Below are 24,435 nucleotides of genomic sequence, written 5' to 3'. Positions count from 1 at the left end.
TTCCAGGTAAGTGAACAAAATCGAGAGCTTTTGCCAATGCCCGCCCTACGTCCGTTGCTGAATTTCAGCCTCATGCTGAGCCTGAGCGCCAGCCCGTTGTTCGTCCCCATCAGTTACGCCGAAGACGGCGCGTCCCGGCGCAGTTACCAGGTGCCGGCCGGCAGCCTGAGTGCCGCGTTGACCCGTTTCGCCGGGCTGGCCGGGGTCAACCTGTCGGTGGACCCGGCGCTGGTCAGCGGCCGCAACAGCAGCGGGTTGTCGGGCGAATACGGCGTCGAAGAAGGTTTCGCGCGCCTGCTGCAAGGCTCCGGCCTGCAACTGCAGCCCATGGGCGAGCAGGCCTACATGCTGACCCCGATTCCCGAAGGTGGCAGCCTGCAACTGGCGCCCACTTCGATTCTCGGCACCACCAGTGATGCCGGCAGCGAGTCCTACGCCGGTGGCCAGGTGGCGCGCCGTGGTTCCCAGGGTTTGCTGGGCTCGCGGGACTTCATGGAAACCCCGTTCAGCATGACCACCTACACCAGCGAGGCGGTCAAGAACCAGCAGGCGCGCACCCTCGGCGACCTGATTGCCAGCGACCCCTCGGTGCGCGCCACCAACCCGGCCGGCGGGCGCTATGAGCAATTCACCATTCGCGGCTTCAGCCTGTTCAACAGTGATGTCGCCTACAACGGCCTCTACGGCGTCCTGCCGACCTACACCATCGACATGGAAATGGCCGAGCGCGTCGACATCATCAAAGGCCCCAGCCAGTTGATCAACGGCATCTCGCCCCGGGGCAGCGTGGGCGGCGGGATCAACGTGGTGCCCAAGCGCGCCACCGACAAACCCATCACCTCGTTCACCGGCAGCTGGGCCTCCGACAGCCAGGCGGGTGGCGCCGTGGATATCGGCCGGCGTTTCGGTGAAGACAACAAGTTCGGCCTGCGTTTCAACGGCGTGAAGCAGTCCGGCGACACCACCTGGGATCACCAGAGCGTCGACCGCGAAATGGCCGTACTCGGCCTGGATTTTCGCGGCGACCGCCTGCGGCTCTCCACCGACATCGGCCGCACCGAGCGCGACACCGACGCCCCGCAAGAGCGCGTGCAGGTCGGCCCCAAGGCCAATGTGCCGAGCGCCAACGACGTGCGTCACAACTACGCGCAGCCCTGGAGCAAGGCCAGCACCAACGACACCTTCGGCACGGTCAACGGTGAGTTCGACCTCAGCGACAACGTGATGCTCTACGGCGGCGTCGGCGCACGCAAAAGTAACCATGACTTTCTGCGCCATGCGGTATCGGTGACCAACAACGCCGGTGATTTCAGCGTGCAGCCCCGGGACTTCACCCGCGATGAAAACGTGCGCACCGCCACGGCAGGCGTGCGCAACTGGTTCCATACCGGCCCGGTGAGCCATGAGCTCAACCTGGCGGCCAGCTACTTCTACATGGACTTCGAAAACGGCGGCGCGCGGTATGCGTCCGGGACGAGCAATCTGTACAACCCGGTGGAAATCCCTGCACCCGGCAGGCCGACGCGACTCGACTCGAAGGTCTACACCGAGAACCGCTTCAGCGGCGTGGCGTTGTCCGACACACTGGGCTTCTTCGACGACCGGCTGCTGCTGACCCTCGGTGCGCGCTGGCAGCGGGTCAAGGTGGATGACTGGACCGATGACGTCAAAGGCAAAACCGCCTACGACGAAGAAAAGATTTCACCCTCGGGCGGCATCCTGTTCAAGGCCACCGACAAGCTGTCGCTGTACGCCAACTACATGGAAGGCCTGAGCCAGGGCAAGGTTGCACCGTCGACCTCGGTCAACGATGACGAAATCTTCCCGCCGTTCATCAGTCGCCAGGTCGAAGTCGGCGCCAAGTACGACGCCGGGGCGTTCGCGGTGACGGCGGCGGTGTTCCGGATCAAGCAGCCGGCCTACGAGACCAATGCCACCACCCTGGTGTTCGGCCCCAATGGCAAGCGCCAGAACGACGGCGTGGAACTCAGCGTGTTCGGCGAGCCGCTCAAGGGCTTCCGCCTGCTGGGCGGGGTGATGTACATCGACAGCGAATTGACCAACACCACCAACGGCACCTACGACGGCAACCGCGCGCCGGCCACGCCCAAGTACAACGTCAACCTCGGCGCCGAGTGGGATGTGCCGACCGTTGAAGGCCTGACCCTCACCAGCCGCGGGATCTATTCCAGCTCGCAATACCTGGACCAGTCCAACGTCAAGGAAATCGACGCCTGGACCCGCCTCGACGTGGGTGCACGCTACGCCTTCAAGGTCGACGACAAGCACATCACCCTGCGGGCCAATGTCGAGAACGTGGCCAACCGGCGCTACTGGAGTTCGGCCGGTGCCTCGGATGACAGCGAGCCGGGGCTGACCTTGTCGACGCCGCGCACTTACTTGCTGTCGGCCACGGTCGACTTCTGATTCGATGCCTCGGCCGCCTGCCACACCGCTTTGCTGACTTGCACCGGCTTGGGCAGCAGGCGGTTCTGGAAAAACAGGTCCGCCGTCTGTTGCTGCGCCTCAATGATGTGCTCGTCAATCGGCAGGGTCGGCGATGGCGGCCGGTTGTCGACATACCGCGCAATCACCCCGGCCGGCAAACCCATGAAACGGGTCAGCACCCGCAGGCTGTCTTCGCGCTGGCTGCGGGTCAGGGCTTCGGCGGCGCTGAGTTCATCGAGCAGCGCGTGGATGAACGGACCATTGGCCTCGGCGTAGGCACGGCGCGCGGTATAGATCGGCCCGGACAGGTTCAAGCCTTCACCGTTGGCAAGCACGCGGCTGGGGCTTTGGCTCAGGGCCAGTGACGAGTAGGGCTCCCAGATGGCCCAGGCATCGACACTGCCTTGTTCGAAGGCAGCGCGGGCGTCGGCCGGTGGCAGGTAAACCGGCTGGATGTCCTTGTAGCTCAGGCCGGCCTTGTTCAGTGCCCGCAGGATCAGGTTGTGGGAGCTGGAGCCTTTCTGGAAGGCGACTTTCTTGCCCTTGAGGTCGGCAATGGTATGCAGCGGGCTGTCGGCCTGCACCAGAATGGTTTCCGCCGTCGGCTTGGGCGGTTCGGCACCGATGTACACCAGGTCGGCACCTGCCGCCTGGGCGAACAGCGGCGGGATATCACCGGTGGACGCGACGTCCAGCGCGCCCACATTCAAGGCTTCGAGCATCTGCGGGCCGGCGGGGAATTCGATCCATTGCACCTTGGTCTGGTCGAAGCGTTTTTCCAGCAGGCCATGTTCCTTGGCCAGCACCAGGGCGATCGAGCCTTTCTGGTAGCCGATCCTCAGGCTCGCCGGGTCGGCGGCCAGCGCGGTTTGCGTCAGGGCAAGCAGCGCCAACAGCAGCGCGGAAATCTTCATGGCTGTTTCTCCGTAAAGCGATTGCCTGGCCGCGCCAGTCCAAGGTTTTCACGCAGCGTGGTGCCGGCGTATTCGGTACGGAACAGGCCGCGCCGTTGCAGTTCCGGTACCACCCACTGGGCGAAATCCTCCAGCCCACCCGGCAGGTGCGGCACCAGCACATTGAAGCCATCGGCGGCGCCGTTTTCGAACCAGTGTTGCAGCTCATCAGCGATCTGCGTGGGCGTGCCAACCAGGCTGTAGTGCCCGCGGCCACCGGCAATTCGGCGGCCCAGTTGCGCCAGGCTCAGGTGTTCGCGGCCCGCCAGTTCGGTCAGCAGTTGCTGGCGGCTGCGCTGGCCGCTGTCGGTCAATGGCAGCTCCGGCAGCGGGCCGTCCAGCGGGTAGCCAGACAAGTCGAAATTGCCCAGCATGCGCCCCAGCAAGGCGACGCCCACTTCGGGTTCGACCAACTGCTGGAAGGCCTCGAACTTTTCCTGCGCCTGCGCTTGCGTTTGCCCGACCACCACAAACACCCCCGGCATGATCTTCAGCGCGTCCGGCTCCCGCCCGTATTGGGCCAGGCGACCCTTGAGGTCGGCATAGAACGCCTGGGCACTGGCCAATGAAGTCTGGGCGGTGAACACCACTTCGGCGGTTTGTGCCGCCAACTCACGGCCTGCCTCGGACGAGCCAGCCTGGACAATCACCGGTTGGCCCTGAGGCGAGCGCGCTACGTTCAACGGGCCCTTGACCCGAAAGTGTTCGCCAACATGGTCGAGCACATGCAGCTTCGCCGGGTCGTAGTAGGCGCCACTGGCCTTGTCGCGCACAAAGGCATCGTCTTCCCAGCTGTCCCACAAGCCCGTCACCACCTGATGAAACTCCCGGGCACGGCTGTAGCGTTCGCCGTGGCCGAGGTGTTCGTCTCGCCCGAAATTCCGGGCTTCGGCGGCGTTGTCCGAGGTCACCAGGTTCCAGCCGGCGCGCCCGCCGGACAAGTGATCCAGGGAGGCGAATTTGCGCGCCACATGGTAAGGCTCGTTGTAGCTGGTGGTAGCGGTGGCGATCAGGCCGATGTGTTCGGTCACCACGCTCAACGCCGACAGCAACGTCAGTGGCTCGAAATGGTCCGAGCGCGCCATGCGACTGGCGATCTCGCCAGTGGCGGCGGCAATGCTGTCGGCCACGAACAGGGCATCGAATTTCGCCGCCTCGGCGATCTGCGCCAGGCGTTTGTAGTGGGCGAAGTCCAGCCCCGCATTGGCCGGTACATCGGGATGGCGCCATGCGGCCACGTGGTGCCCGGTGGCCATCAGGAACGCGCCGAGTTTCAGGTGACGGGGCATGCTCAGAAATCCTTGCGCAGTTGCACGCCGAAGTAACGTTCATCGTCACGGGGTACGGCGCGGTAGATGTAGTTGCCGCCACTGGTCAGCAGCGGTGAATAGGACTTGTCCGCGAGGTTCTTCGCCAGCAGCGCCACACGCCAGCCGTTGTTGTAGTCGGCCAGGGCGACGCTGGCGTTCCAGATGCCGTAGGCGCCTTGCTTGGTGTCGACGTTCTGGCTGATGTCGTACTGCACTTCGCTCTGCCAGCTGTAGTCGGTACCCAGTTCGATATCCAGGCCGTTATCCAGCGGGATGCTGTAGTCGGCGCGCACGTAGCTTTTCCAGTCGGGGCTGAAGGGCAGCGGCTTGCCGTTGACGTTGCACGACGCCGCCGCGCCCGGCGGGCAGGCGAACTCATCGATACGTGCCCGGGTGTAGGCCAGCGCACCGGAGAGCTTGAGTTGTTGGGTGGCCTGCAAGGTGTAGTCGAGTTCGACGCCTTCGGTGCTGACGCTGCCGGCGTTGATCAGGCGCGTCACCACTTGCCCGGCGACGGTATCGAAGAAGTTCGCCTGGTAGTTATCGTAGTCGCTGTGGAAGATCGCCAGGTTGGTGGTCAGGCGGTTGTTCCAGCTGGTGGCCTTGATCCCGACTTCCCAGGTGTTGGAAGTTTCCGGCTTCAGCGCGTCGGTGTCCCGTGGCTGCATGTTGAAGAACACGTTGTAGGCCGGGCCCTTGTAGCCGCGCGAGTAGGTAAGGTAGCTGGTGACGGTGTCGCTCAGGTCGTACTGCACTCCCAGCCGGCCGGACCAGCCGTCTTCATCCACTGAGCCGGAACTGCTGGTGGCCGGTTGAATGCCGCTGACGGTCGTGGCCGAAGTGGACACGCGGCGGTGATCGTATTCCAGGTCGTCGTGGGTATAGCGCAGGCCGGCGATGCCGCGAAAATTCGAGGTGAAATTCAGCGTGGTCTCGCCGAACACCGCGTAGCTGTCGCTGGTAGTGCCGTAGTCGGCGATGCCACGGTCGGTGCGCGTGGTGGTGGTCAGGGTGCGCTGGTAGGTTTCCTGGTCCTTGCCGTGCATGTAGAACAGGCCGCCGACGTATTCGAGGAATTCGCCTTTGGGCGAGGCCAGGCGCAGCTCCTGGGAGTATTGATCGAACGCCAGTTGGCCTTTGTCGGCGGTGCCGGGGAAGGCGGCGGTTACGGTGCCCAGGCGGTCGCCGTCCTGGTATTGGGTGTTGTCCCAGCCGCGCCAGGCGGTGATCGAGGTCAGGGTGTAGTCGCCCAGGTTCCAGTCCAGTTGGGCAGACAGGCCTTTGTTGGTGTCCTCCACGTGGCTGCGGGTGTCGGTGTTGATGTCGCGGTTGTCGCTGGAGCCGCGCACCGGGTTCAATGCATTGGCGAACGCCGGGGTCAGGGATTTGCTCACCACGCCATTCGGCGCGTCGTCGTGGGACTGCATGTAGTCGGCAATCAGGGTCAGTTTCACGTCGTCGTTGGGGGTGAACTCCAGCTTGCCGCGCACGCCCTGGTGGTTGTAGCCGTTCACTTCCTGGCCGTTGTGCTTGTTGTCGACGTTGCCGTCGTAGGTGCCGAACAGCCCGCTGATGGAGCCCTTCAGCGTGCCGGGAATCAGGCTGCCGCCAAGGCCGAAGCGGGTGCGGCTCTCATTGCCGCTGTAGTAGGACTGGTCGATATAGCCGTGGGTCTCGGCCGTCGGCGCCTTGCTGGTGATATTGAGCACGCCGGCCGAAGCATTCTTGCCGAACAGCGTGCCCTGGGGCCCGCGCAGGACTTCGACGCGCTCCAGGTCCAGCAGGTCGAGGGTGGCCTGGCCGGGGCGTGCGTACACCACGCCGTCAATCACCGTCGCCACGGTGGGTTCAACCCCGGGCGAGGTGGAAATGGTGCCCACACCGCGTACGAACAACGAGGTGTCCTTGTTCGACGCACCGGTACGGAAGTTCAGCGACGGCACTTGCTGCACGATACTGGCCACGCCATTGCGATTGTCACGCTCCAGCTGTTCGCCATCGAGCACCGAGACCGCCACCGGGACTTTTTGCAGCGACTCTTCGCGGCGGGTGGCCGTGACCGTGACCGGCTTGAGGGTGGGTTCCTGCTCGTCGGCCGCGAATGCACCGGGCACGGGCAGGGCGGCGAGACCCGCGAGTAACCAGCCCAGATGGGCGCGGCGCCCGGTGGCGGCGCGTATGGATTGCGATAGTTTTTGAGGTTGCCCCGAATGTGTGTGCATGCTCTGCCCGCTCGAAATATGCCCTGAACCGCTGCCGTTCTGCGACGACAGCGCCGTTGAAACTGTCTTGGGCATTCGCTCGAGCGAGTAGCAGACAAAACGCTTTGGTAGCGCTAACATCGGCATTATTGGTAGGTGTGGCATAGAGCGTCAAATACTAAAAAATTAGTTTTATATTCTTTTAGGTTTTTAACAGGATCGTCCCTTGAGCGAAGACAAACCCCGGAAACGCCGTGGTGCCGGCCGTGTCACCTTGAACACCGTGGCGCGCCAGGCCGGTGTGTCAGCGATTACCGTGTCGCGCTATTTCAACCAGCCGGAGCAGGTTTCGCCTGAACGCCGTGAGCGCATCGCGGCGGTGGTCGCCGAGTTGGGCTACGTGCCCAACCTGGTGGCGGGTGGGTTGGCGTCGGCCCGGGGCAGAATCGTCGCCATGGTGATTCCGAACATCTCCGGGCCGATCTTCGCCAATACCATCCAGGGCTTCAGCGACACCCTCAGCCGCCATGGTTATCAACTGCTGCTGGCATCCAGCTACTTCAGCGCCGAGCAGGAAGAAAATGCGGTGCGCGCGTTTCTCGGTTGGTCGCCGGCGGCGCTGGTGCTCACCAGCCGTTTCCATAGTGCGGGCACCGAGAAGATGATCGCCGAGGCCGATATCCCGGTGGTTGAAACCTGGGATTACCAACCCGAGCGCGAGCCGTTGCAGATCGGCTTCTCCCATTACGAGGTGGGCGTGACGGCCGCGCGCTACCTGCATGGCAAGGGGTATCGGCGCATCGCCTTTGTGCAGAACAGCGCGCCGGGGGACTTCAGCGCCCTGGAACGCCGGGATGGCTACAGCGCCACCCTGCTGGAGTTGGGTGTGCAGCCCTGGGTGTTTGCCCCGGACGCCGACCGCGCGCCCTTCGAGGCGGGCAAGCAAGCGATGCAAGCATTGATGAGCGCCGCCGTGCCGCCCGACGCAATCATCTTCGCCAATGACAACCTGGCCGCCGGCGGCTTGCTGGCCGGGCAGCGGGCCGGGCTGAAAATCCCCGAGGAGTGTGCCGTGCTTGGCTTTGGTGATTACCCGTTTGCCGAAATGCTCTTGCCGAGTCTGAGCACCATCAAGCCGCCCGCCCTGGAAATTGGCGTACTGGCGGCCACGCGGGTCCTGGAAAGCCTGGGCGTGTTGCCGGTCGAGGAGGAGGTGCAGCGTTTGAACCTGCTGGCCTGCCGCTTGATCGAGCGCGAGAGCGCCTGAGGTTTATTTGCGGCTGCGGGGCATTTTGGATACGGTGCAGGCCTGCCCAAAGGACCTGCCAATGACCGAGCCGCAACCCGCTACCGCGCCCAAATCCCGCCGTGCGCCCAAAGGTGAAAAACGCCGGGAAGAACTGCTGGACGCCGCATTGCAGGTGTTTTCCCTGGAAGGTTACAGCGGTGCCTCGATGGCGCAGGTGGCCGCGATCGTCGGCATCTCGGTGGCCGGCCTGCTGCATCACTTTCCCAGCAAGATTTCGTTGTTGATGGGCGTGCTGCAACGCCGGGACGAGGTCAATCAGCGGATTGCCGATGAGGTCCGGGCCGAGAAGTCATTGTCCGGCTTGCTGGGCAGCCTGCGGGCGATCAACCGCTCCAACGCGACTGCGCCGGGGGTGGTGCGGGCTTTTACGATTCTGAATGCGGAAAGCCTGCTGGACACCCACCCGGCCTGGGGTTGGTTCCAGGAGCGTTATGCGGGCATTCATCGGCGCCTGCACGGGCAGTTTGCCGACCTTGTGGCCATGGGCGAGGTGCGTGCTGACGTGCACATTGCCGGGCTGGTGGAGGAGATCCTGGCCATGATGGACGGCTTGCAGATCCAGTGGCTGCGCTTTCCCGATCAGGTGGACCTGGTGGCGCGTTTCGATACCTACATCGCGCGGGTCGATGCGGCCATACGAGCGTGAATGGAGGAGCGAGCTTGCTCGCGAAGGACGTCAACGATAACGCGGGCATCCTGGATTAACGCGGTGTCTTTGCGTTTTTCGCGAGCAAGCTCGCTCCTACAGGGTTTTATCAGTTGCCAGTCGAGCTGCCCTGGCTGCTGTCATCCGAGGTGTCGTAGCCGTCACCGTCGCTGGTGCCGGTGTCACCCTGGTTCTGATGCAGCACACCACCGGTCTTGACCGTTGGCGACTCACGCAGCGTGGAGTTGAGCGCCGAGCGCGGCAGCGGGTTGCTGGTGGTGGTCGACAGTTCCTGGCGGAACGGGTTGACCAGCCTGGCGTTCAGGCGAATGTCCTGGGACGAGGCGCCGACCGACAGGTTGAAGCTGTCGGCGTCCACTACCCATTGCTTGCTCGCCACATCGAAGTACGCCAGTGAGCGGTCGTTGAGTTCGATGGTCACGCGCTTGCTCTCGCCGGGCTTGAGGAACACCTTCTTGTAGCCCTTGAGTTCCTTCAGCGCCCGTTCGACTTTCGGGTGGTTCTGGCCCACATACAGCTCGGCGACTTCAGCGCCCGCCACCTTGCCGGTGTTGCTCAGGTCGAACGACACCTTGATCGGCGCGCCCGCCACCGCGACCCCAGGGGTCACGCTGATGTTGCTGTAGCCGAAGGTGGTGTACGACAAGCCATAGCCGAACGGGTAGAGCGGCTTGATGCCTTTCTTCTCGTAGCCGCGATAGCCCAGGAACAGGTCGTCCTTGTAGCTCATCTGCGTGAGGGTTTCCTGATTGTCGAATTTCGGGAAAGTCGCGTAGATCGGGTTGTCTTCAATGTTGCGTTCGATGCTGATGGGCAGCTTGGCCGACGGGTTGACCTTGCCCAGCAGAATCTCGGCGAGGGCCTGGCCGCCGTTCTGGCCCGGGTAGAACGCATGCAGCGCCGCCGGCACCTGGTCGATCCAGTCGCTCATTTTCAGCCCGGTGCCGCCGTGCAGGGTAACCACGGTATGCGGGTTGACCCTGGCGATGCTCTGGATCAGCAGGTTCTGGTATTCCGGCAAGTCGAAGCTGTGGTCGAAGCCTTCACCTTCGTACTCATTGCTGTTGCCAGCGGCCACCAGTACCGCGTCGTACTGGGCCAGGTCCTTGGGCGCCACCAGCGAGGCCCAGCTCATCTGCACGCCCACCAGGCCGCCCATGGTCGAGATGTAGCCTTTGCGGCGCGAGTACTCAAGCTTGATGTCCACGGGTTTGCCGGCTTCAAGATTGACCTTGGCGAACACCGGAATCGTCGGTGGGATGCTGTTGTTGGGCAGAGGGTTGCCGTCGCCGTTGTCGAGGACTTTCTGGCCGTTGACGTACAGGCGCACGGCACCGTTGGCGCGCACCTTGAACACCTGTTCGCCGCTGACGGTCGGGGTGACCTGGCCGCTGTAGCGGATCGACGTGGCGGCCGTGTCGCCATTCACCGGCAGGCTGTCGGTGGACCAGTCGAGGTCGACGTGGGTGTCGGTACGGGTGGCAGCCGGGTCGCCGGACCAGTTGGCGTTGCTGAAGAATTCGGTCTTCAAGCCCTTGACGCTGTTGCCGTCGTTGTCGGTGTGGGTCCATTTGGACGCCGTCTGGTCCAGGGACAGCCCGTCGATGAACTCGACCTTGGCGTTCGGCGCCAGTTGCTGCAGGCCGCTCAGCTCACTGATGTAGTTGGCGGCCATCACGTTGGCGCTGCCGAATCCGGTGGGCGGGGCGTATTTGGCCAGGTTGCCGACCACGGCGATGCGCTTGACCGTCTTTGCGTCCAGGGGCAGCAGGCTGTTCTGGTTTTTCAGCAGCACGATGCCTTCGCGGGCCGCATTCAGCGCCACGCGGTTGCTGGTGGCGCTGTTCATGTTATGGCTGGTCAACGGCGCCTTGCTGTCGAACTTGTACAGGTAGATCTGCTTGAGGATGCGCCGCACCTTGTCATCGATGGTCGCGCTGGCGAGCTCGCCGCTGTCCAGGAACGGCTTGAGCACCGTGCTGTTCATCTGGTAGCCCATCATGTCCAGGTCGGTGCCGGCCTGTGCCGCCGGCAACCCGTTGACCACGGCGTTGTAGTCACTCTGCACGAAGCCCGGATAGCCCCATTCGGTCTTCAGGATGTCGTGCATCAGGTGCTTGTTCTCGCAGGCGAACTCACCGTTCACCTTCTGGAACGAACACATCATCATCGCCACCTTGCTGTTCTTCGAGGCGGACTCAAAGGGTGGCAGGGTCATCTCCCGCAGTACCCGTTCGCTGATGGTCTCGTCGAGGTGGAAGCGGTTGCTTTCCTGGTCGTTGGCAGCGAAATGCTTGGCGTTGGCCCACACCCCGCGGGACTGGATGCCATTGATCACCGCCGGCCCCAGGCTGGCGCCGAGGAACGGGTCTTCACCGGACAGGTACTCAAACGCCCGGCCGCTGTAGGGCATGCGGTACAGGTTCACCCCAGGCCCGGTGACGAATTGATACCCGCCGCTGGCGGTGTCGTAGCCCAGGGCACGGCCCAGGTCGATGGCGCGGCGCGGGTTCCAGCTGGCCGCCAGGTTCGGGCCGGAGGGGTAGACCACGCCCTGGTCGTTGCCTTCGCTGGTGTAGCGCACGCCCACGCCACCGTCGGCCCCATGAATCTGCGGCACGCCATACCGGGTCAACGGCTTGACGTCCCAGCCGCCGGTGCCGCCGATATAGGCGAGTTTTTCTTCCATGGTCATCTTGGCCAGGGTCTGGTCCGCGGCCTTTTCGGCGCGGCTTACCCGGGCTTCATCCAGGGCGGGGCTGGTGGCCGCATGCACCTGGGACACGGCAAGTGCCAGCAGGGCGAAAGCCGACTGCGCACCGATCATCTTGCGTTTGCTCATGGAGCTCTCCGACAACTGATTATTGAAAACTGGGCGTCGAGAAGTGCGTTTTGTTGTGCACGCTCGTCACTTTTTTACGGGCAATAGTTCGCCTTTGTCGCAACTTTTGGCCGATGGCTAATTGCGATTACTGGGCGGATTTCGCAGTTTTAAAAGTGTAACAATTGAACTAATTATTATTGTGAGTAGTGACCAAGTGATATCACTAGATGGCACTTTGAACCGTTAAATCGCCATAATTAAGTCAATTCTTGCCGTAAAATGTCAAACGAAAGCTAATTTTTGCGTGAAATTAGAAATATTTTATTACGTTTATGAACTTGTGTTAAACCTACCAGTCGATTGGTTTAAGAAAATATGCACGGTCATGGCTAACTAGTGGCGTCTACCAGTAGTTCTAAATGGCCATAACTCAAATGGGCTGTAATACAAAATGCTTTGGTGTAGGGTCTTGATCTTGTCAGGGCTGCACCTGGGCGATTGATTGTTTTTGATCTGGAGAAAGTTGATGAAGATTTCCCTGTTGAGTGCCGGTGTTGTACTGGGCGTTGCACTAAGTGGTGCGGCAATGGCCGTCGAGTCGACGGACGCCGACGCGAAGTCCGGGGCCGCCGATTCCACGGTGATCACCCAGGCCCACGACGCCAAGGCGGCGAAGAAGCAGAAAGCCGAAACCACCAAGGGCGGCCGCCCGCTGGGCAACAGCCAGGCGACTGCACCAAAAACCTCCAACTAAGGTTGGATGCACCTGTTCCCGGGCGCCTCACGGGAACAGGTTTTTTAAATAGCCCCTCAGATTTTGCAGATACCTCAGCCCATGCCGTCCACGCCCATCGATGCTTGCCGAATGCAGATTCCGGATACCGAACAGGTGTGCGCATGGCTGATGCAACAGGCCGGTTTGAAAACCGTCGACCTGGAACGCGCCCGACGGTTATCCCAGGAGTCCGACGACACCGGACTGCTCGGCCTGCTGACGCGCCTGGGGCTGGTCTCCGAAGTGGAGTTGGCGCGGGCCTGGGCCGACTTGCTCGGCGCACCGTTGCTGCTGGCCGATGCCGCGCCACCCTTGCTCGACCCGTTGCCGGTGCTGACCGAACGCTTCATGCGCCATTACCAGGTGGTGCCGGTGGGCTGGAGCCATGGCGGCGTGCGGGTGCTGGCGGCCAACCCGGCGCTGCTGTACCCGTTCCAGGCCCTGGCTTATGCGTGCGGCGTGCCGGTGTGGCTGGCGGTCGGGCCGCGCAATGAAGTCGAAACCCTGATCGAGCGCTACTACGGCCAGGGCCGTTCGGCCATGGGCACCCTGATCGAAAACCTCGACGAGCAGGGCGGCGCCCTGGAAGACATCGAACACCTCAAGGACATGGCCTCCGAAGCGCCGGTGATTCGCCTGGTCAACCTGATCCTGCAACGGGCCGTGGAACATCGCGCCTCGGACATCCATATCGAACCCTTCGAAAACCAGCTCAAGGTGCGCTACCGCATCGACGGTGTGCTGCACGAGGCCGAAGCGCCGCCCTCGAGTTCCTCGGCAGCGGTGATTTCCCGGGTGAAGATCATGGCGCGCCTCGACATCGCCGAGCGGCGGTTGCCGCAGGACGGCCGGATCATGTTGCGCATCCAGGGCAAGGAGCTGGATCTGCGGGTGTCCACGGTGCCCACCAGTTTCGGTGAGTCGGTGGTGATGCGCCTGCTGGACCGCCAGACCGTGCAGTTCGATTTCCAGAGCCTGGGCTTCGACGGTCAGCGCCTGGCAACCTTTCTTGAAGTGCTCGAGCGGCCCCACGGTATCCTGCTGGTCACCGGGCCCACCGGTTCGGGCAAAACCACCACGCTGTATACCGCGCTGTCGCGGCTCAACACCGCCGAGCGCAAGATCATCACCGTCGAAGACCCGGTGGAATACCAGCTGGAAGGTATCAACCAGATCCAGGTCAAGCCGGCCATCGGGCTGGACTTCGCCGGGGCGCTGCGCTCCATCGTGCGCCAGGACCCGGACGTGATCATGATCGGCGAGATCCGCGACCTCGAAACCTGCCGCATCGCCATTCAGTCCTCCCTGACCGGCCACCTGGTGCTCTCGACCCTGCACACCAACAGCGCCGCGGCGAGCATCACCCGCCTGTTGGACATGGGCGTGGAGAGCTACCTGATCGCCTCGACCGTCAATGGCATTCTCGCCCAGCGCCTGGTGCGCCGCCTCGACCCGGCCACCCGCGAGGCCTTCGAAGCGCCGCCGGAATTGATCGAGGAACACGGCCTCGACCGCTTCACCGACCAGCGCCCGATCCTGCTGTACCGGCCCCGCGCGGATGCCCCGGGCGGCGGTTACCACGGCCGCAGCGCAATCACCGAATTGCTGGTGATGAATGACGAACTGCGCAGCTTGTTGATGCGCCAGGCGGATGCCGCAACCCTCGAACAAGCTGCCCGCCGCGGTGGCCTGCGCACCCTGCATGAAGAGGGCCTGCGCCAGGCGGTGGCCGGTGTCACGTCCCTTGAAGAAGTGCTGCGCGTCACCCGGGGAGAGGGCGCGTGAGCCTGTTCAAATACCGCGCCCTCGACAGCCAGGGCGTCGCGCAAAACGGCACGATCGAAGCCAAAGACCAGACCGCTGCTGTTGCCGCGCTGCACAAGCGCGGCTTGCTGCTGTTGCACATCGATGCCGCCGGTGCCCAAGGCCTGCGCAATGCCTTCGGGCGTGGCCAGTTGAACGGCGCGGCGCTGGTCAGCTTTACCCAGCAACTGGCCACGCTGCTGGGGGCGGGCCAGCCGCTGGAACGCTCCCTGGGCATCCTGCTCAAGCAACCCGGCCAGCCGCAGACCCGCGCGCTGATCGAGCGCATCCGCGAGCACGTCAAGGCCGGCAAGCCGTTGTCGGCGGCGCTGGAGGAGGAGGGCAGCCAGTTCTCGCCGCTGTACCTGAGCATGGTGCGCGCCGGCGAAGCCGGGGGGGCGCTGGAAAACACCCTGCGCCAGCTCAGCGACTACCTGGAGCGCAGCCAGTTGTTAAGGGGCGAGGTGATCAACGCCCTGATCTATCCCGCCTTCCTGGTGGTGGGCGTGCTCGGTTCCCTGGCCTTGCTGCTGGCCTACGTGGTGCCGCAATTCGTGCCGATCTTCAAGGACCTGGGCGTGCCGATCCCGCTGATCACCGAAGTGATTCTGGGCCTTGGCCAGTTCCTCGGTGCCTATGGCCTGGCGGTGCTCGCCGGGTTGATCGTGACGGCCTGGGGCCTGGCGGCACGCCTGCGCAACCCAAAGCACCGCGAAAATTACGACCGCCGCGTGCTGGGCATCCGCGTTATCGGCCCGCTGTTGCAACGGGTCGAAGCCGCACGCCTGGCGCGCACCCTCGGCACCTTGCTGAGCAACGGCGTGGCGCTGCTGCAAGCGCTGGTGATCGCCCGCCAGGTCTGCACCAACCGCGCCTTGCAGGCACAAGTGGCCCAGGCCGCCGAGTCGGTGAAAGGTGGCGGCACCCTGGCCAGTGCGTTTGGCAGCCAGCCGCTGCTGCCGGACCTGGCCCTGCAAATGATTGAAGTCGGCGAACAGGCCGGTGAACTGGACAGCATGCTGCTCAAGGTCGCCGACGTGTTCGACGTCGAAGCCAAACGCGGTATCGACCGCCTGCTGGCCGCGCTGGTGCCGTCCCTGACCGTGGTCATGGCGGTGCTGGTGGCGGTGATCATGCTGGCGATCATGCTGCCGCTGATGAGCCTGACCAGCAATATATGAAGACCCAAGGAAGCAAGCCGATGCGCCATACCCGTTTCAAACCCGCCCGCCGCCAAGGCGGTTTTACCTTGCTGGAAATGCTCGCGGTGATCGTGCTGCTGGGCATCGTCGCCACCATCGTGGTGCGCCAGGTGGGCGGCAACGTCGACAAGGGCAAATACGGCGCGGGCAAGGCGCAACTGGCCAGCCTGAGCATGAAAATCGAGAGCTACGGCCTGGATGTCGGCTCGCCACCCAAGACCCTCCAGCAACTGGTCGACAAGCCCGGCAATACCGCCGGCTGGGCCGGGCCGTACGCCAAGCCTTCCGACCTCAAGGACCCGTTCGGCCATGCCTTCGGCTATCGCTTTCCCGGGGAACATGGCGCCTTCGACCTGATCTTCTACGGTCAGGACGGCCAGCCCGGCGGCGAAGGCTACAGTGCCGACCTGGGCAACTGGGAATAATGCTTGCCCCCCAACGCGGCTTTACCCTGCTGGAGATGCTGGTGGTGATCGTATTGATCAGCCTCGCGGCCGGGTTGGTGGGATTCGGCCTGCAACAAGGCCTGCGGGTTGCCAAGGAGCGCCAGGCGGTCGGGCAGATGGTCGAGGCCCTGCGCAGTACACGGGCGCGGGCGATTGTCAGCGGCATGCCGGCCAGGACGCTATTCGACCTGGAGCAGCTGAGTTTCCAGGCGCCGGGGCGACCACTCAAGCATTGGCCGGCCGACCTGCAAGTGACCCTGCACACCGCCGAGCACGCAGGCCCGGCGGTGGAGTTCTACCCCGACGGCAGTTCCACCGGCGGCAACCTGTTGTTGGCCAATGGCTCACGCCGCTGGCGCATCGATATTGGCTGGCTGACCGGCAGCGTGCAGTCCAGGGCCTTGCCATGAATCGCCAGTCGGGTTTCACCTTGCTGGAAATGCTCGCCGCGCTGACCCTCATGGCGATCTGCAGCATGGTGCTGCTGGTCGCGTTCGGCCAGAGCGCGCGCTCGTTGTTGCAGGTGGCCCACAGTGACCGCCTCACCCACGCCGCCCTGAGCGTGATGGATCAGGAAGCCTCGGGCCCATTGGCCAGCGGCACCCGCCAGGGCAGCCTGGGGGACGGCATCGATTGGCAATTGACCGTTGCCCAGCAGCCGACCCGCATCGGTCAGCCGCGTTTGTTTCGCCTTGACCTGACCGTCAGCGAAGCCCGGCGCCAGGCCCGTTTCAGCACCCTGAAACTGCGCGCTGCCACCGACAGGGCCGGCCTGTGAATCAGCATCAACGGGGTTTTACCTTGCTCGAAATCATGATCGTGCTCAGCTTGCTGGGCGTGTTGCTGGTCCTGGTGGGCGGCGCATTGCTGGGAGCCAACCGCGCGGTGCTCAAGGCCCAGCGCTACACGGTCAGCCTGGATGAAATGCGCGCCGCGCAACAGTTCCTGCGCACCTCCATCAGCGAGGCGCTGCCGCTGGATGTGACCGAGGACGACAGCCAAACCAACGGTTTTTTTGTCGGCAACCCCCAACGCCTGCAATTCGTCGCGACCTTGCCGGGCGTGCTCGGCGGCGGCATCCAGCGTTTCACCTTGCAGTTGGCCGAGGGCGAGCTGCGAGTGGCCTTCGCCCGGTTCGAGTCCAGCGCCCAGGTCAGCGTGCCGGCCATTCGCAGCGAGCCGCAGGTTTTGCTCACCAACGTCGAGGACCTGCAATTCAGCTATTTCGGCGTGTCGCCCAAGGGCCAGGCCACCGGCTGGATCAATGACTGGCCGTGGACCAAGCGCCTGCCTTACGCGGTGCGTATCGCCGCGCGCGTCAATGGGCCGGTGCCGTGGGTGACCCAGGTGGTTGCCCTGCGCCTGAACCTCTCCAGTGGCGCATCGGGCGAATGAAGCGCCAGCGCGGCGTTGCCCTGTTGCTGGTGCTGTGGGTGCTGGCGTTGCTCAGCCTGCTGCTGGGCGGCCTGGCCGGTTGGGTGCAACTGGAGACTCGCCAGGCCCTGTGGCATCGCCAGCACGCCCAGGCCTTGCTGGCGGCGGAGGCGGGCGTGGCGCTGGCCATGCAGGCCCTGGCCGACCCGCTGCAGCGCAAACAGTGGATTGCCGACGGTCGCGAAATGCCCCTGGTGTTTGATGACGCCCAGTTGCACGTGAGCCTGCACAGCGAGCGCGGCAAGCTGTATTTGAACAGCGCCGAGGCGGGTGATTTTGCGCGCCTGGCCCTGGCCTGCGGTGCCACCCAGGCCCAGGCCAACCGGCTTGCCAGGGACCTGGAAGTGCGGCGCAACGAAGGCCTGCCGCCGTTTCGGGTGGTGGAGGAAGTGCGGCAATTACCGGGTATGACCCAGGCGCTGTACAGCGCACTGGTGCCCGAGATCAGCCTGTGGAGTGGCCTGGACCGCCCTGATCCGGCCTTCGCCAGCCCGTTGATGCGCCGCGCGTTGAACCTGCCGCGCTTGAGTGCGGCAGGCGCCGACCCCGGCGACGTGCTGGTGATCGACAGCCGCGCACAACGGCCAGGCGGCGCGCACGCCCGGCTGCAAGCCACGGTGTTATTGAGCCCCGCGCAAGGCAGCGCACAACCTTATCGAGTCCTACGTTGGCAAGAATGAACGAACACTTATCCGCACGGCTGCAGGTGCTGGTGGCGCCTGTCGCCCAGCGCTGGCGCGGCAGCGTGCTGCAATCGGGCTGGCGGCTGTGGCTCAAGGAGCTGCGGGGCTGCCTGCCGGCGTGGCTGTCGCTCCACGACATCCCCGAGCATCACTACCTGTGGCCGTTGACCGAGGCGGTGGCAAAACCTGTCGGCGAAGTGCGCCAGGTATTGCTGCTCCCACCCTCGGCGGTGCTGCGGCAAAGCCTGCAACTGCCCTTGGCGGCCGGGCGCGACCTGTCGACGGTGGTGGGGTATGAGCTGGACCGCTTTACCCCGTTCGAGGCGGGGCAGCTGTACTTCGTGGCCCGTCAGGAACGGCGCACCGCTGCGCATTTGCAGGTGACCCTGGTGGCCATCCTGCGCGAGCGCCTGGACCAGATCCTGGTGGACTGCGCCGCCCTTGGTTTGCAGCCCCACGCGGTGGATGTGGACGGCCCCATGGGCATCGACTTGCTGCCGACCCCGTTGCGCCCTCGCCAACGCCCGGCGGGGAAGGGCTTGCAGCGCAGCCTGCCGTGGTTGTGCGGCGCCTTGTTGATTGCGGCGATGCTGCTGTGGCTCAACGACCGCCAGCGGGTGCTCGACGTGATGCACGAGCAAGTGCAGCAGCAAAAAGCCCAGGTCGCCGAGATCCAGAGCCTGCGCCAGCAACTGCTCAATACCCGTGGCGCCGCGCAGTACCTGATTCGCCGCAAGTCGGCACAACCGCCGCTGGCAGCGCTGCTCAACGAGCTGACGGCGTGCCTGCCCGCCGACACCTGGATCGACCAGTTGGAGGTCAACGACGGCGCCGACGTTTCCTTCTCCGGGCAGAGCGCCAAGGCGAGTGCCTTGATCACCCGGATCAAGGCCTGCCACAGCCTGGAAAACGCCCAGTTCGAAGGGGTGATCCAACCCGATGCGCAAACCGGCAAGGACCAGTTTTCCCTGCGCGCCCACTTGCACCAGGAGGCCGCCGATGCGCCGACCACTGACACCCCGTGAACGTCGCGGCGCAGCCTTGCTGGTCCTCGCGCTGGTGCTCGGCGGCGGCTACTGGCTGCTGATCGACAGCTGGTTCGCCGGGCCGTTGCGCGCCATGGGCGAGCAGGCCGAGCAACTGCGCGAACAACAGCAACGCTATGCCGGCCTGCTGCACCAGGGCGCCGCGTTGCGCGAGCAACTTGAGCAAGCCCGTCAGGACCCGGCGAGCAGCACCAGCCTGTTGCCCGGGGATGACCCCAGCGCCGTGGCGGCCGACCTGATGCAGCGCATCGCCGACCTGATCAATAGCCGCGCCGGCCTTGGCGGTGGGTGCAGCCTGACCCAGCGCATGCCCATCACCCCGGAGCAGGACGACAGCGAACCCTATCGCCAGGTGAAAGTCAGCCTGACCCTCAACTGCGCCATCGAGCCGCTGACCGCGATCCTGCATGAACTGGAGTACCAGCGGCCGTTCCTGTTCGTGGATGAAATGAGCATCCGCCGTGGCCCGAATGCGCCCGCCAGCGGCGGCGCCGGAAAGCTGGTGGTGCACCTGTTGGTGCGCGGCTATCTGCAACCGGCCGCCGCCACGCAGGCCCGCCGATGATCCGTTCATTGCGCCCTCTGGAGTGGGGCTTGCTCGGTGTGGCCGGGCTGCTGGGCCTGCTGATGGTCGGCATCTTGAGCAGCATCGGCGATGCGCCGCAGTGGCTGGATGAGCCAGCCTCCGCTGCGCGCGCCAATGCCACGGCCAAGGTTCGCGTGGCCCCGAGCGCGCCCCTGGAAAGCCTCGCCGGCACCTGGCAAGCGCCGCTGTTCAGCCCCGACCGCAGCCCCGATGCCGCCGTGGGCCAGGCCGAGATTTCGAGCCTGTCGAGCCTGAAGCTGACCGGCGTGCTGCTCGACGGCGAGCTGCGCGTCGCGCTGCTCAAACCTGCGGACGGCCCGCCACTCAAGGTCCACCAAGGCCAGGCCCTGCCCAACGGCTGGCGCCTGGAACACCTGACACCGCTGCATGCCCGTTTTGTACTGGATGGCCGCACGCAAACCCTGAGCCTCAGCGTTCCGCGTTTGCCGCCGCCGTCCACCACACCACCGATTTCCCTTCCTCACGAGCCCGCACCTTGATCGATACTTGCCCTGGCGCCTTGCGCACCACCGTGTTTTGCCTGGCCACCGCCGTCTCCCTGGCCGGCTGTGGGTCATTCCCCGATCACCTCGACCCGGACGACGCCTTGCTCCACGAGGCGATGCAGGGCACCGGTTCGCAACGGCCCGCCGTAGACCCGGCCAGCGAGTCGCCTGCGGCTGACAGTCGCCAACCCCAGGCGTCCACGCCGCCCCAACGCCAGTTGATTCGCGGCAACCAGCAGTTTGTGCGCCAGCCCGCACCGGCGCCGGCGGTCAAGGATGAAGCCAGCGGCGACATCGTGTTCAACTTCGCCGACCAGCCGATTGAGGCGGTGATCAACAGCGTCATGGGCGACCTGCTGCACGAGAACTACAGCATCGCCCAGGGTGTGAAAGGCAACGTAAGCTTCTCCACCTCAAAGCCGGTGAACAAGAAGCAGGCGCTGTCGATCCTCGAAACCCTGTTGTCCTGGACTGATAACGCGATGATCCGCCAGGGCCAGCGCTACGTGATCCTGCCGGCCAACCAGGCGGTGGCGGGCAAACTGGTGCCGGAAATGAGCGTGTCGCAACCCTCCAGCGGGCTCTCGGCGCGGCTGTTTCCACTGCGCTACATCTCGGCCACGGAAATGCAGAAACTGCTCAAGCCGTTCGCCCGGGAAAATGCCTTCCTGCTGGTGGACCCGGCGCGCAACGTGCTGAGCCTGGCCGGTACGCCGGATGAGCTGGCCAACTATCAGGACACCATCGACACCTTCGACGTTGACTGGCTCAAAGGCATGTCGGTGGGGGTGTTCGGTTTGCAGCGGGCCTCGGTGGCCGAGCTGATGCCCGAGCTGCAAAAAATGTTCGGCCCCGACAGCGGCATGCCCCTGGCGGGCATGGTGCGCTTTCTGCCGATTGAGCGGACCAATTCGGTGGTGGCGATCTCGTCCCAGCCGCAGTACCTCAGCGAAGTCGGCGACTGGATTCACACCATCGACGAAGGCGGCGGCAATGAACCGCAGATGTACGTCTACGACGTGCGCAACATGAAGGCCACGGACCTGGCCAAGTACCTGCGGCAGATCTACGGCACCGGCGCGATCAAGGACGATACGCCGGCCAAGGTGGCGCCGGGTCTGCGCACGGCGACCCTGTCGTCACTCAACACCAGTGGCGGCACCTCCGGCGGCCTGAACAACAGCGGTACCAACCCGCCCGTTGGCGATGACGAGGACCAGGCCCCGGCCACCAGCGAAGACAGTGAAAGCGCCGAGCCGCAAACCCCCGGCAAGAGCCTCGACGCCGGCACCCGCATCACCGCGCAGAAAAGCAGTAACCAGTTGCTGGTGCGCACTCGCCCGGTGCAGTGGAAGGAGATCGAATCGGCGATCAAGCGCCTCGACAACCCGCCGCTGCAAGTGCAGATCGAAACGCGCATCCTCGAAGTCAAACTCACCGGCGAACTGGACCTCGGGGTGCAATGGTACCTGGGGCGCCTGGCGGGCAATTCCACCAGCACCACGGTGACCAATACTCCAGGCAGCCAGGGCGCGCTGGGCGGTGGCGGGGCGGGATTGGGCGCGGATTCGCTGTTCTATTCCTTCGTCAGCTCCAACCTGCAAGTGGCCTTGCATGCCCTGGAAACCAACGGCCGCACCCAGGTGCTGTCGGCGCCGTCGCTGGTGGTGATGAACAACCAGCCGGCGCAGATCCAGGTGGGCGACAACATCCCCATCAGCCAGACCACAGTCAATACCGGCACCTCCGACACCACCTTGAGCAGCGTCGAATACATCCAGACCGGGGTGATCCTCGACGTGGTGCCGCGCATCAACCCGGGCGGCCTGGTGTACATGGACATCCAGCAGCAGGTCAGCGATGCCGAGAACCAGACCACCAACAGCAGCGACACGCCCAACAACCCGCGCATCTCCACGCGCTCGGTGTCGACCCAGGTGGCGGTGCAAAGCGGCCAGACCGTGTTGCTCGGCGGGCTGATCAAGCAGGACAACGCCGAGAGCGTCAGCGCCGTGCCGTACCTGGGAAAAATCCCCGGGCTGCGCTGGTTGTTTGGCAACACCAGCAAGTCCAAGGATCGCACCGAGCTGATCGTGCTGATCACGCCGAGGGTGATTACCAGCAGCGGCCAGGCGCGGCAGGTGACGGATGACTATCGCCAGCAGATGCAGCTGTTGCGCCCGGCCAACTGAAGGGAGGGTCAGCCCTTGCGTTGCAGGGTGTGATAACCCAGCGCTGCACGGGCTTCGCGCAACGATTTTCCTTCATCCAGCAGCGCCCGGATACGCGCTTCCACTGCTTCAATTGAGCGTGCGCAGGCCGCCACTTCATGGGCGCGCTCGCGGGGCACGATCACTACGCCGTTGGCGTCGGCCACCACGATGTCGCGGGCGCACACGCGGGCCTGGCCGATGGAAACCGGCTGGTTCACCGACTCCACTTCAACCCGGTCCTTGCCGGTGCGCATGAACCGGCCTTTGGTGAACAACGGGTAGCCGTCGCCCAGGGCCTTGCTCACGTCGCGGCACACGCCATCGATCACCGTCGCGGCGATCCGCTGGCTGCCGGCGTACTGGGTCATGATGTCGCCCCACACGGTGCAGTCGGTGCGCCCGTCATTGTCGATCACCACCACATCGCCTTCGGCCACGTCATCGACAAAGTCGCCGACGGTGCCCGGCGGGGTGCTGGCGCTGACGTAGCGCACGGTGAAGGCCGGGCCGACCACCACCTGGCGATAATCGTCCAGGGGCATGATCCCCAGGCACTGGCCGGGCAGGCCGAGCTTGTCCAGGGCGTCGGACACGCCCGGGGTGTCGAGGCCGGCAAACAGGGCAACCAATTCTTGGTCTTGGGGCGACATGGGTAACTCCTCAGGGTGGTGACAAATAGGTCAGGTTTGTGGGCGGGGCTCGGCAATCGTCAGCAAAATGATGAAGCTGATGAACGAGCCGATGGCCAGCCAGGCGAACACGTAGTTCCAGCCGTAGTTGTCCAGCAGCAGGCCGGTGATGAAGGGCGTGGCGGCGGCGCCCAACTGGCCGATCATGTTCACGATGGCGTTGGAGATCGGGAAGGTCTTCTTGGTGGTCAGGCCCATCGGGTAGACCATGTAGGAGGAGAACCCGAGGCTCAGCACCACGCCGGTCAGCATCAGCAGCAAGCCATAGGGCAGGGGCTCGGCCGGTGAGTTGATCAGCAGGTACATCATCAACGAGGTGCCGACCGCCGACAGCAGCATGCCCGGCTTGCGGCGCCCGCCCATCAGGCGGTCGGAGCACCAGCCACCCAGCAGGTTGCCCAGCACCGCGCCCACCCAAGGCGCTGCCGAGACCAGGCCCATGTTCATGATCGAGAACTGCTTGACGGTCATCAGGTAGGTCGGGATCCACGCCAGCAGCACGCTGGAGACGCCGAGCTGGAAGCAGTAGCTGGTGGCGCAGCCCCAGACGTTCCAGGACTTGAACACCTGGCGGTTGGTCTCCAGGGGTTTTTCATCGCGGGTGCGGATCACCCGGTCGAGCTTTTCCACCCAGGCCGGGGTCTTGTGTACGCGGGCGGTCTGGGCGATTGCCGTGTCTTCGACGATGTACTGGAGTTCGGCCTGATTGACGAAGCGGCTGCGGGAAGGGTGGTCGGTGACCATGAAGTACCAGACCACTGCCAGCACGATGCCCGGGATGGCAAAGAAGTAGAAAATCTCGCGCCAGCCCCACACCGAAATGATCACCGCGCACAGCGGCGGCACGATCACGGGCCCGAACTTCACAGCCGACAGGAAGATCCCCGACGCCGTGCCTTTTTCCCGGGCCGGAAACCAGTTGTTGATGGTGGTGGTCATGCTGATGGGCAACGGGCCCTCGGCGATGCCCAGTCCCAGGCGATAGAGTTTCAGGGCCAGCAGTGAGCTGGCGGTGCCCACCAGGCCGGTCAGCAACGAGGTCAGCACCATGGCCCCCGGCAGGATCCGGCTGACGCCAAAGCGACCGAAAGCAAAGCCCGACGGCAGTTGTGCCAGGGCGTAAGCCAGCAGGAACAGGCTGACGAGCCCGCCGGCCTGGGCGTTGCTCATTTCAAACTCCTGGCGAATAAACGGCAGCGCCACGCCGAGGTTGGCCCGGTCGGCCGCAGCCACGGTGTAGATCAGGAAAATCAGCGCCGCGACCACCCAGCGGTATTGGCTGCGCACAGCGGGTTTTATGACTTCAGGCATAGACATAGGGGCGGACCTTGTTGTTGTGA

Annotated in this window: 21 protein-coding genes; 15 read left to right on the top strand and 6 right to left on the bottom strand. The window is 64.4% G+C overall.

Features of this window, described 5'->3' with window-relative positions; genetic code table 11:
- Positions 1-36: 36 nt before the first annotated feature.
- The gene (locus V3W39_RS29120; RefSeq protein WP_330213848.1) at positions 37-2,427 is read left to right on the top strand and encodes a TonB-dependent receptor; all 2,391 of its coding nucleotides are present in this window, start codon (positions 37-39) and stop codon (positions 2,425-2,427) included.
- On the opposite strand, the gene V3W39_RS29115 is transcribed toward V3W39_RS29120, so the two are convergent.
- Genes V3W39_RS29115 through V3W39_RS29105 form a run of 3 tightly spaced genes read right to left on the bottom strand, consistent with a single transcriptional unit; the run spans position 2,397 to position 6,933 of the window.
- Positions 2,397-3,362 (bottom strand): sulfonate ABC transporter substrate-binding protein, encoded by a 966-nt coding sequence (locus V3W39_RS29115; RefSeq protein WP_330213847.1) that lies wholly within the window; start codon positions 3,360-3,362, stop codon positions 2,397-2,399. The genes V3W39_RS29120 and V3W39_RS29115 overlap by 31 nt on opposite strands.
- Positions 3,359-4,690: an LLM class flavin-dependent oxidoreductase gene (locus V3W39_RS29110; protein WP_177134243.1), complete on the bottom strand. Its 1,332-nt coding sequence runs from the start codon at positions 4,688-4,690 to the stop codon at positions 3,359-3,361. The genes V3W39_RS29115 and V3W39_RS29110 overlap by 4 nt, the downstream gene beginning before the upstream one ends.
- Positions 4,691-4,692: 2 nt before the next feature.
- On the bottom strand, positions 4,693-6,933 hold the full coding sequence (locus V3W39_RS29105; protein WP_177114926.1) for a TonB-dependent receptor: 2,241 nt from the start codon (positions 6,931-6,933) through the stop codon (positions 4,693-4,695).
- Between the two features lie 205 nt (positions 6,934-7,138).
- Here V3W39_RS29105 and V3W39_RS29100 point away from each other — a divergent pair, with 205 nt between their 5' ends.
- The gene (locus V3W39_RS29100) at positions 7,139-8,179 is read left to right on the top strand and encodes a LacI family DNA-binding transcriptional regulator (protein WP_177047946.1); all 1,041 of its coding nucleotides are present in this window, start codon (positions 7,139-7,141) and stop codon (positions 8,177-8,179) included.
- A 61-nt stretch (positions 8,180-8,240) separates the two neighbouring features.
- Positions 8,241-8,867 (top strand): TetR/AcrR family transcriptional regulator, encoded by a 627-nt coding sequence (locus V3W39_RS29095; RefSeq protein WP_177122072.1) that lies wholly within the window; start codon positions 8,241-8,243, stop codon positions 8,865-8,867.
- 109 nt (positions 8,868-8,976) lie between these two features.
- On the opposite strand, the gene V3W39_RS29090 is transcribed toward V3W39_RS29095, so the two are convergent.
- On the bottom strand, positions 8,977-11,730 hold the full coding sequence (locus V3W39_RS29090; RefSeq protein WP_330213846.1) for a beta-glucosidase: 2,754 nt from the start codon (positions 11,728-11,730) through the stop codon (positions 8,977-8,979).
- 508 nt (positions 11,731-12,238) lie between these two features.
- Between V3W39_RS29090 and V3W39_RS29085 the strand changes: the two genes are divergently transcribed.
- The 12 genes from V3W39_RS29085 to gspD all read left to right on the top strand — a co-directional run bounded on the left by V3W39_RS29085 (position 12,239) and on the right by gspD (position 22,385).
- Complete coding sequence (locus tag V3W39_RS29085) at positions 12,239-12,466, top strand: hypothetical protein (protein ID WP_017478963.1); 228 nt, start codon at positions 12,239-12,241, stop codon at positions 12,464-12,466.
- 81 nt (positions 12,467-12,547) lie between these two features.
- Positions 12,548-14,272, top strand: a complete 1,725-nt coding sequence (gspE, locus tag V3W39_RS29080; RefSeq protein WP_177047941.1) for a type II secretion system ATPase GspE — start codon at positions 12,548-12,550, stop codon at positions 14,270-14,272.
- On the top strand, positions 14,269-15,471 hold the full coding sequence (gene gspF, locus V3W39_RS29075) for a type II secretion system inner membrane protein GspF (RefSeq protein ID WP_177079380.1): 1,203 nt from the start codon (positions 14,269-14,271) through the stop codon (positions 15,469-15,471). The genes gspE and gspF overlap by 4 nt, the downstream gene beginning before the upstream one ends.
- Positions 15,472-15,491: 20 nt before the next feature.
- Positions 15,492-15,917 (top strand): type II secretion system major pseudopilin GspG, encoded by a 426-nt coding sequence (gene gspG / locus V3W39_RS29070; protein WP_003209911.1) that lies wholly within the window; start codon positions 15,492-15,494, stop codon positions 15,915-15,917.
- Complete coding sequence (locus V3W39_RS29065; RefSeq protein ID WP_177122076.1) at positions 15,917-16,348, top strand: GspH/FimT family pseudopilin; 432 nt, start codon at positions 15,917-15,919, stop codon at positions 16,346-16,348. Before gspG ends, V3W39_RS29065 begins: the two co-directional genes overlap by 1 nt.
- Positions 16,345-16,716: a prepilin-type N-terminal cleavage/methylation domain-containing protein gene (locus V3W39_RS29060; RefSeq protein ID WP_177079378.1), complete on the top strand. Its 372-nt coding sequence runs from the start codon at positions 16,345-16,347 to the stop codon at positions 16,714-16,716. Before V3W39_RS29065 ends, V3W39_RS29060 begins: the two co-directional genes overlap by 4 nt.
- Complete coding sequence (locus V3W39_RS29055) at positions 16,713-17,333, top strand: prepilin-type N-terminal cleavage/methylation domain-containing protein (RefSeq protein ID WP_177047931.1); 621 nt, start codon at positions 16,713-16,715, stop codon at positions 17,331-17,333. Before V3W39_RS29060 ends, V3W39_RS29055 begins: the two co-directional genes overlap by 4 nt.
- Positions 17,330-18,052 (top strand): general secretion pathway protein GspK, encoded by a 723-nt coding sequence (locus tag V3W39_RS29050; RefSeq protein WP_177079377.1) that lies wholly within the window; start codon positions 17,330-17,332, stop codon positions 18,050-18,052. The genes V3W39_RS29055 and V3W39_RS29050 overlap by 4 nt, the downstream gene beginning before the upstream one ends.
- Positions 18,049-19,080 (top strand): PilN domain-containing protein, encoded by a 1,032-nt coding sequence (locus tag V3W39_RS29045; protein WP_294737637.1) that lies wholly within the window; start codon positions 18,049-18,051, stop codon positions 19,078-19,080. Before V3W39_RS29050 ends, V3W39_RS29045 begins: the two co-directional genes overlap by 4 nt.
- Complete coding sequence (gene gspM, locus V3W39_RS29040) at positions 19,055-19,666, top strand: type II secretion system protein GspM (RefSeq protein WP_259198487.1); 612 nt, start codon at positions 19,055-19,057, stop codon at positions 19,664-19,666. The genes V3W39_RS29045 and gspM overlap by 26 nt, the downstream gene beginning before the upstream one ends.
- Complete coding sequence (locus V3W39_RS29035) at positions 19,663-20,187, top strand: hypothetical protein (RefSeq protein ID WP_330213845.1); 525 nt, start codon at positions 19,663-19,665, stop codon at positions 20,185-20,187. The genes gspM and V3W39_RS29035 overlap by 4 nt, the downstream gene beginning before the upstream one ends.
- The gene (gene gspD / locus V3W39_RS29030) at positions 20,184-22,385 is read left to right on the top strand and encodes a type II secretion system secretin GspD (RefSeq protein ID WP_330213844.1); all 2,202 of its coding nucleotides are present in this window, start codon (positions 20,184-20,186) and stop codon (positions 22,383-22,385) included. Before V3W39_RS29035 ends, gspD begins: the two co-directional genes overlap by 4 nt.
- Positions 22,386-22,393: 8 nt before the next feature.
- Here the strand turns inward: gspD and V3W39_RS29025 are convergent, their stop codons facing one another.
- Together V3W39_RS29025 and V3W39_RS29020 are read right to left on the bottom strand one after the other, a co-directional pair.
- Positions 22,394-23,056, bottom strand: a complete 663-nt coding sequence (locus V3W39_RS29025) for an RraA family protein (RefSeq protein ID WP_330213843.1) — start codon at positions 23,054-23,056, stop codon at positions 22,394-22,396.
- A gap of 30 nt (positions 23,057-23,086) precedes the next feature.
- Positions 23,087-24,412, bottom strand: a complete 1,326-nt coding sequence (locus tag V3W39_RS29020; RefSeq protein WP_330213842.1) for an MFS transporter — start codon at positions 24,410-24,412, stop codon at positions 23,087-23,089.
- Positions 24,413-24,435: the final 23 nt, after the last annotated feature.

Origin of the sequence: Pseudomonas sp. Z18(2022) (assembly GCF_036346535.1) — a bacterium.
Taxonomy (GTDB): Bacteria; Pseudomonadota; Gammaproteobacteria; order Pseudomonadales; family Pseudomonadaceae; genus Aquipseudomonas; species Aquipseudomonas yamanorum_A.
This window is presented reverse-complemented; position numbering and strand designations above follow the sequence as displayed.

Bases quoted from the DNA above. Each gene is read 5' to 3' on its own strand.
- V3W39_RS29120 (WP_330213848.1), top strand. From the start codon at position 37: ATGCCCGCCCTACGTCCGTTGCTGAATTTCAGCCTCATGCTGAGCCTG.
- V3W39_RS29115 (WP_330213847.1), bottom strand. From the start codon at position 3,362: ATGAAGATTTCCGCGCTGCTGTTGGCGCTGCTTGCCCTGACGCAAACC.
- V3W39_RS29110 (WP_177134243.1), bottom strand. From the start codon at position 4,690: ATGCCCCGTCACCTGAAACTCGGCGCGTTCCTGATGGCCACCGGGCAC.
- V3W39_RS29105 (WP_177114926.1), bottom strand. From the start codon at position 6,933: ATGCACACACATTCGGGGCAACCTCAAAAACTATCGCAATCCATACGC.
- V3W39_RS29095 (WP_177122072.1), top strand. From the start codon at position 8,241: ATGACCGAGCCGCAACCCGCTACCGCGCCCAAATCCCGCCGTGCGCCC.
- V3W39_RS29090 (WP_330213846.1), bottom strand. From the start codon at position 11,730: ATGAGCAAACGCAAGATGATCGGTGCGCAGTCGGCTTTCGCCCTGCTG.
- V3W39_RS29085 (WP_017478963.1), top strand. From the start codon at position 12,239: ATGAAGATTTCCCTGTTGAGTGCCGGTGTTGTACTGGGCGTTGCACTA.
- gspE (WP_177047941.1), top strand. From the start codon at position 12,548: ATGCCGTCCACGCCCATCGATGCTTGCCGAATGCAGATTCCGGATACC.
- gspG (WP_003209911.1), top strand. From the start codon at position 15,492: ATGCGCCATACCCGTTTCAAACCCGCCCGCCGCCAAGGCGGTTTTACC.
- V3W39_RS29065 (WP_177122076.1), top strand. From the start codon at position 15,917: ATGCTTGCCCCCCAACGCGGCTTTACCCTGCTGGAGATGCTGGTGGTG.
- V3W39_RS29060 (WP_177079378.1), top strand. From the start codon at position 16,345: ATGAATCGCCAGTCGGGTTTCACCTTGCTGGAAATGCTCGCCGCGCTG.
- V3W39_RS29050 (WP_177079377.1), top strand. From the start codon at position 17,330: ATGAAGCGCCAGCGCGGCGTTGCCCTGTTGCTGGTGCTGTGGGTGCTG.
- V3W39_RS29045 (WP_294737637.1), top strand. From the start codon at position 18,049: ATGAACGAACACTTATCCGCACGGCTGCAGGTGCTGGTGGCGCCTGTC.
- gspM (WP_259198487.1), top strand. From the start codon at position 19,055: ATGCGCCGACCACTGACACCCCGTGAACGTCGCGGCGCAGCCTTGCTG.
- V3W39_RS29035 (WP_330213845.1), top strand. From the start codon at position 19,663: ATGATCCGTTCATTGCGCCCTCTGGAGTGGGGCTTGCTCGGTGTGGCC.
- V3W39_RS29025 (WP_330213843.1), bottom strand. From the start codon at position 23,056: ATGTCGCCCCAAGACCAAGAATTGGTTGCCCTGTTTGCCGGCCTCGAC.
- V3W39_RS29020 (WP_330213842.1), bottom strand. From the start codon at position 24,412: ATGTCTATGCCTGAAGTCATAAAACCCGCTGTGCGCAGCCAATACCGC.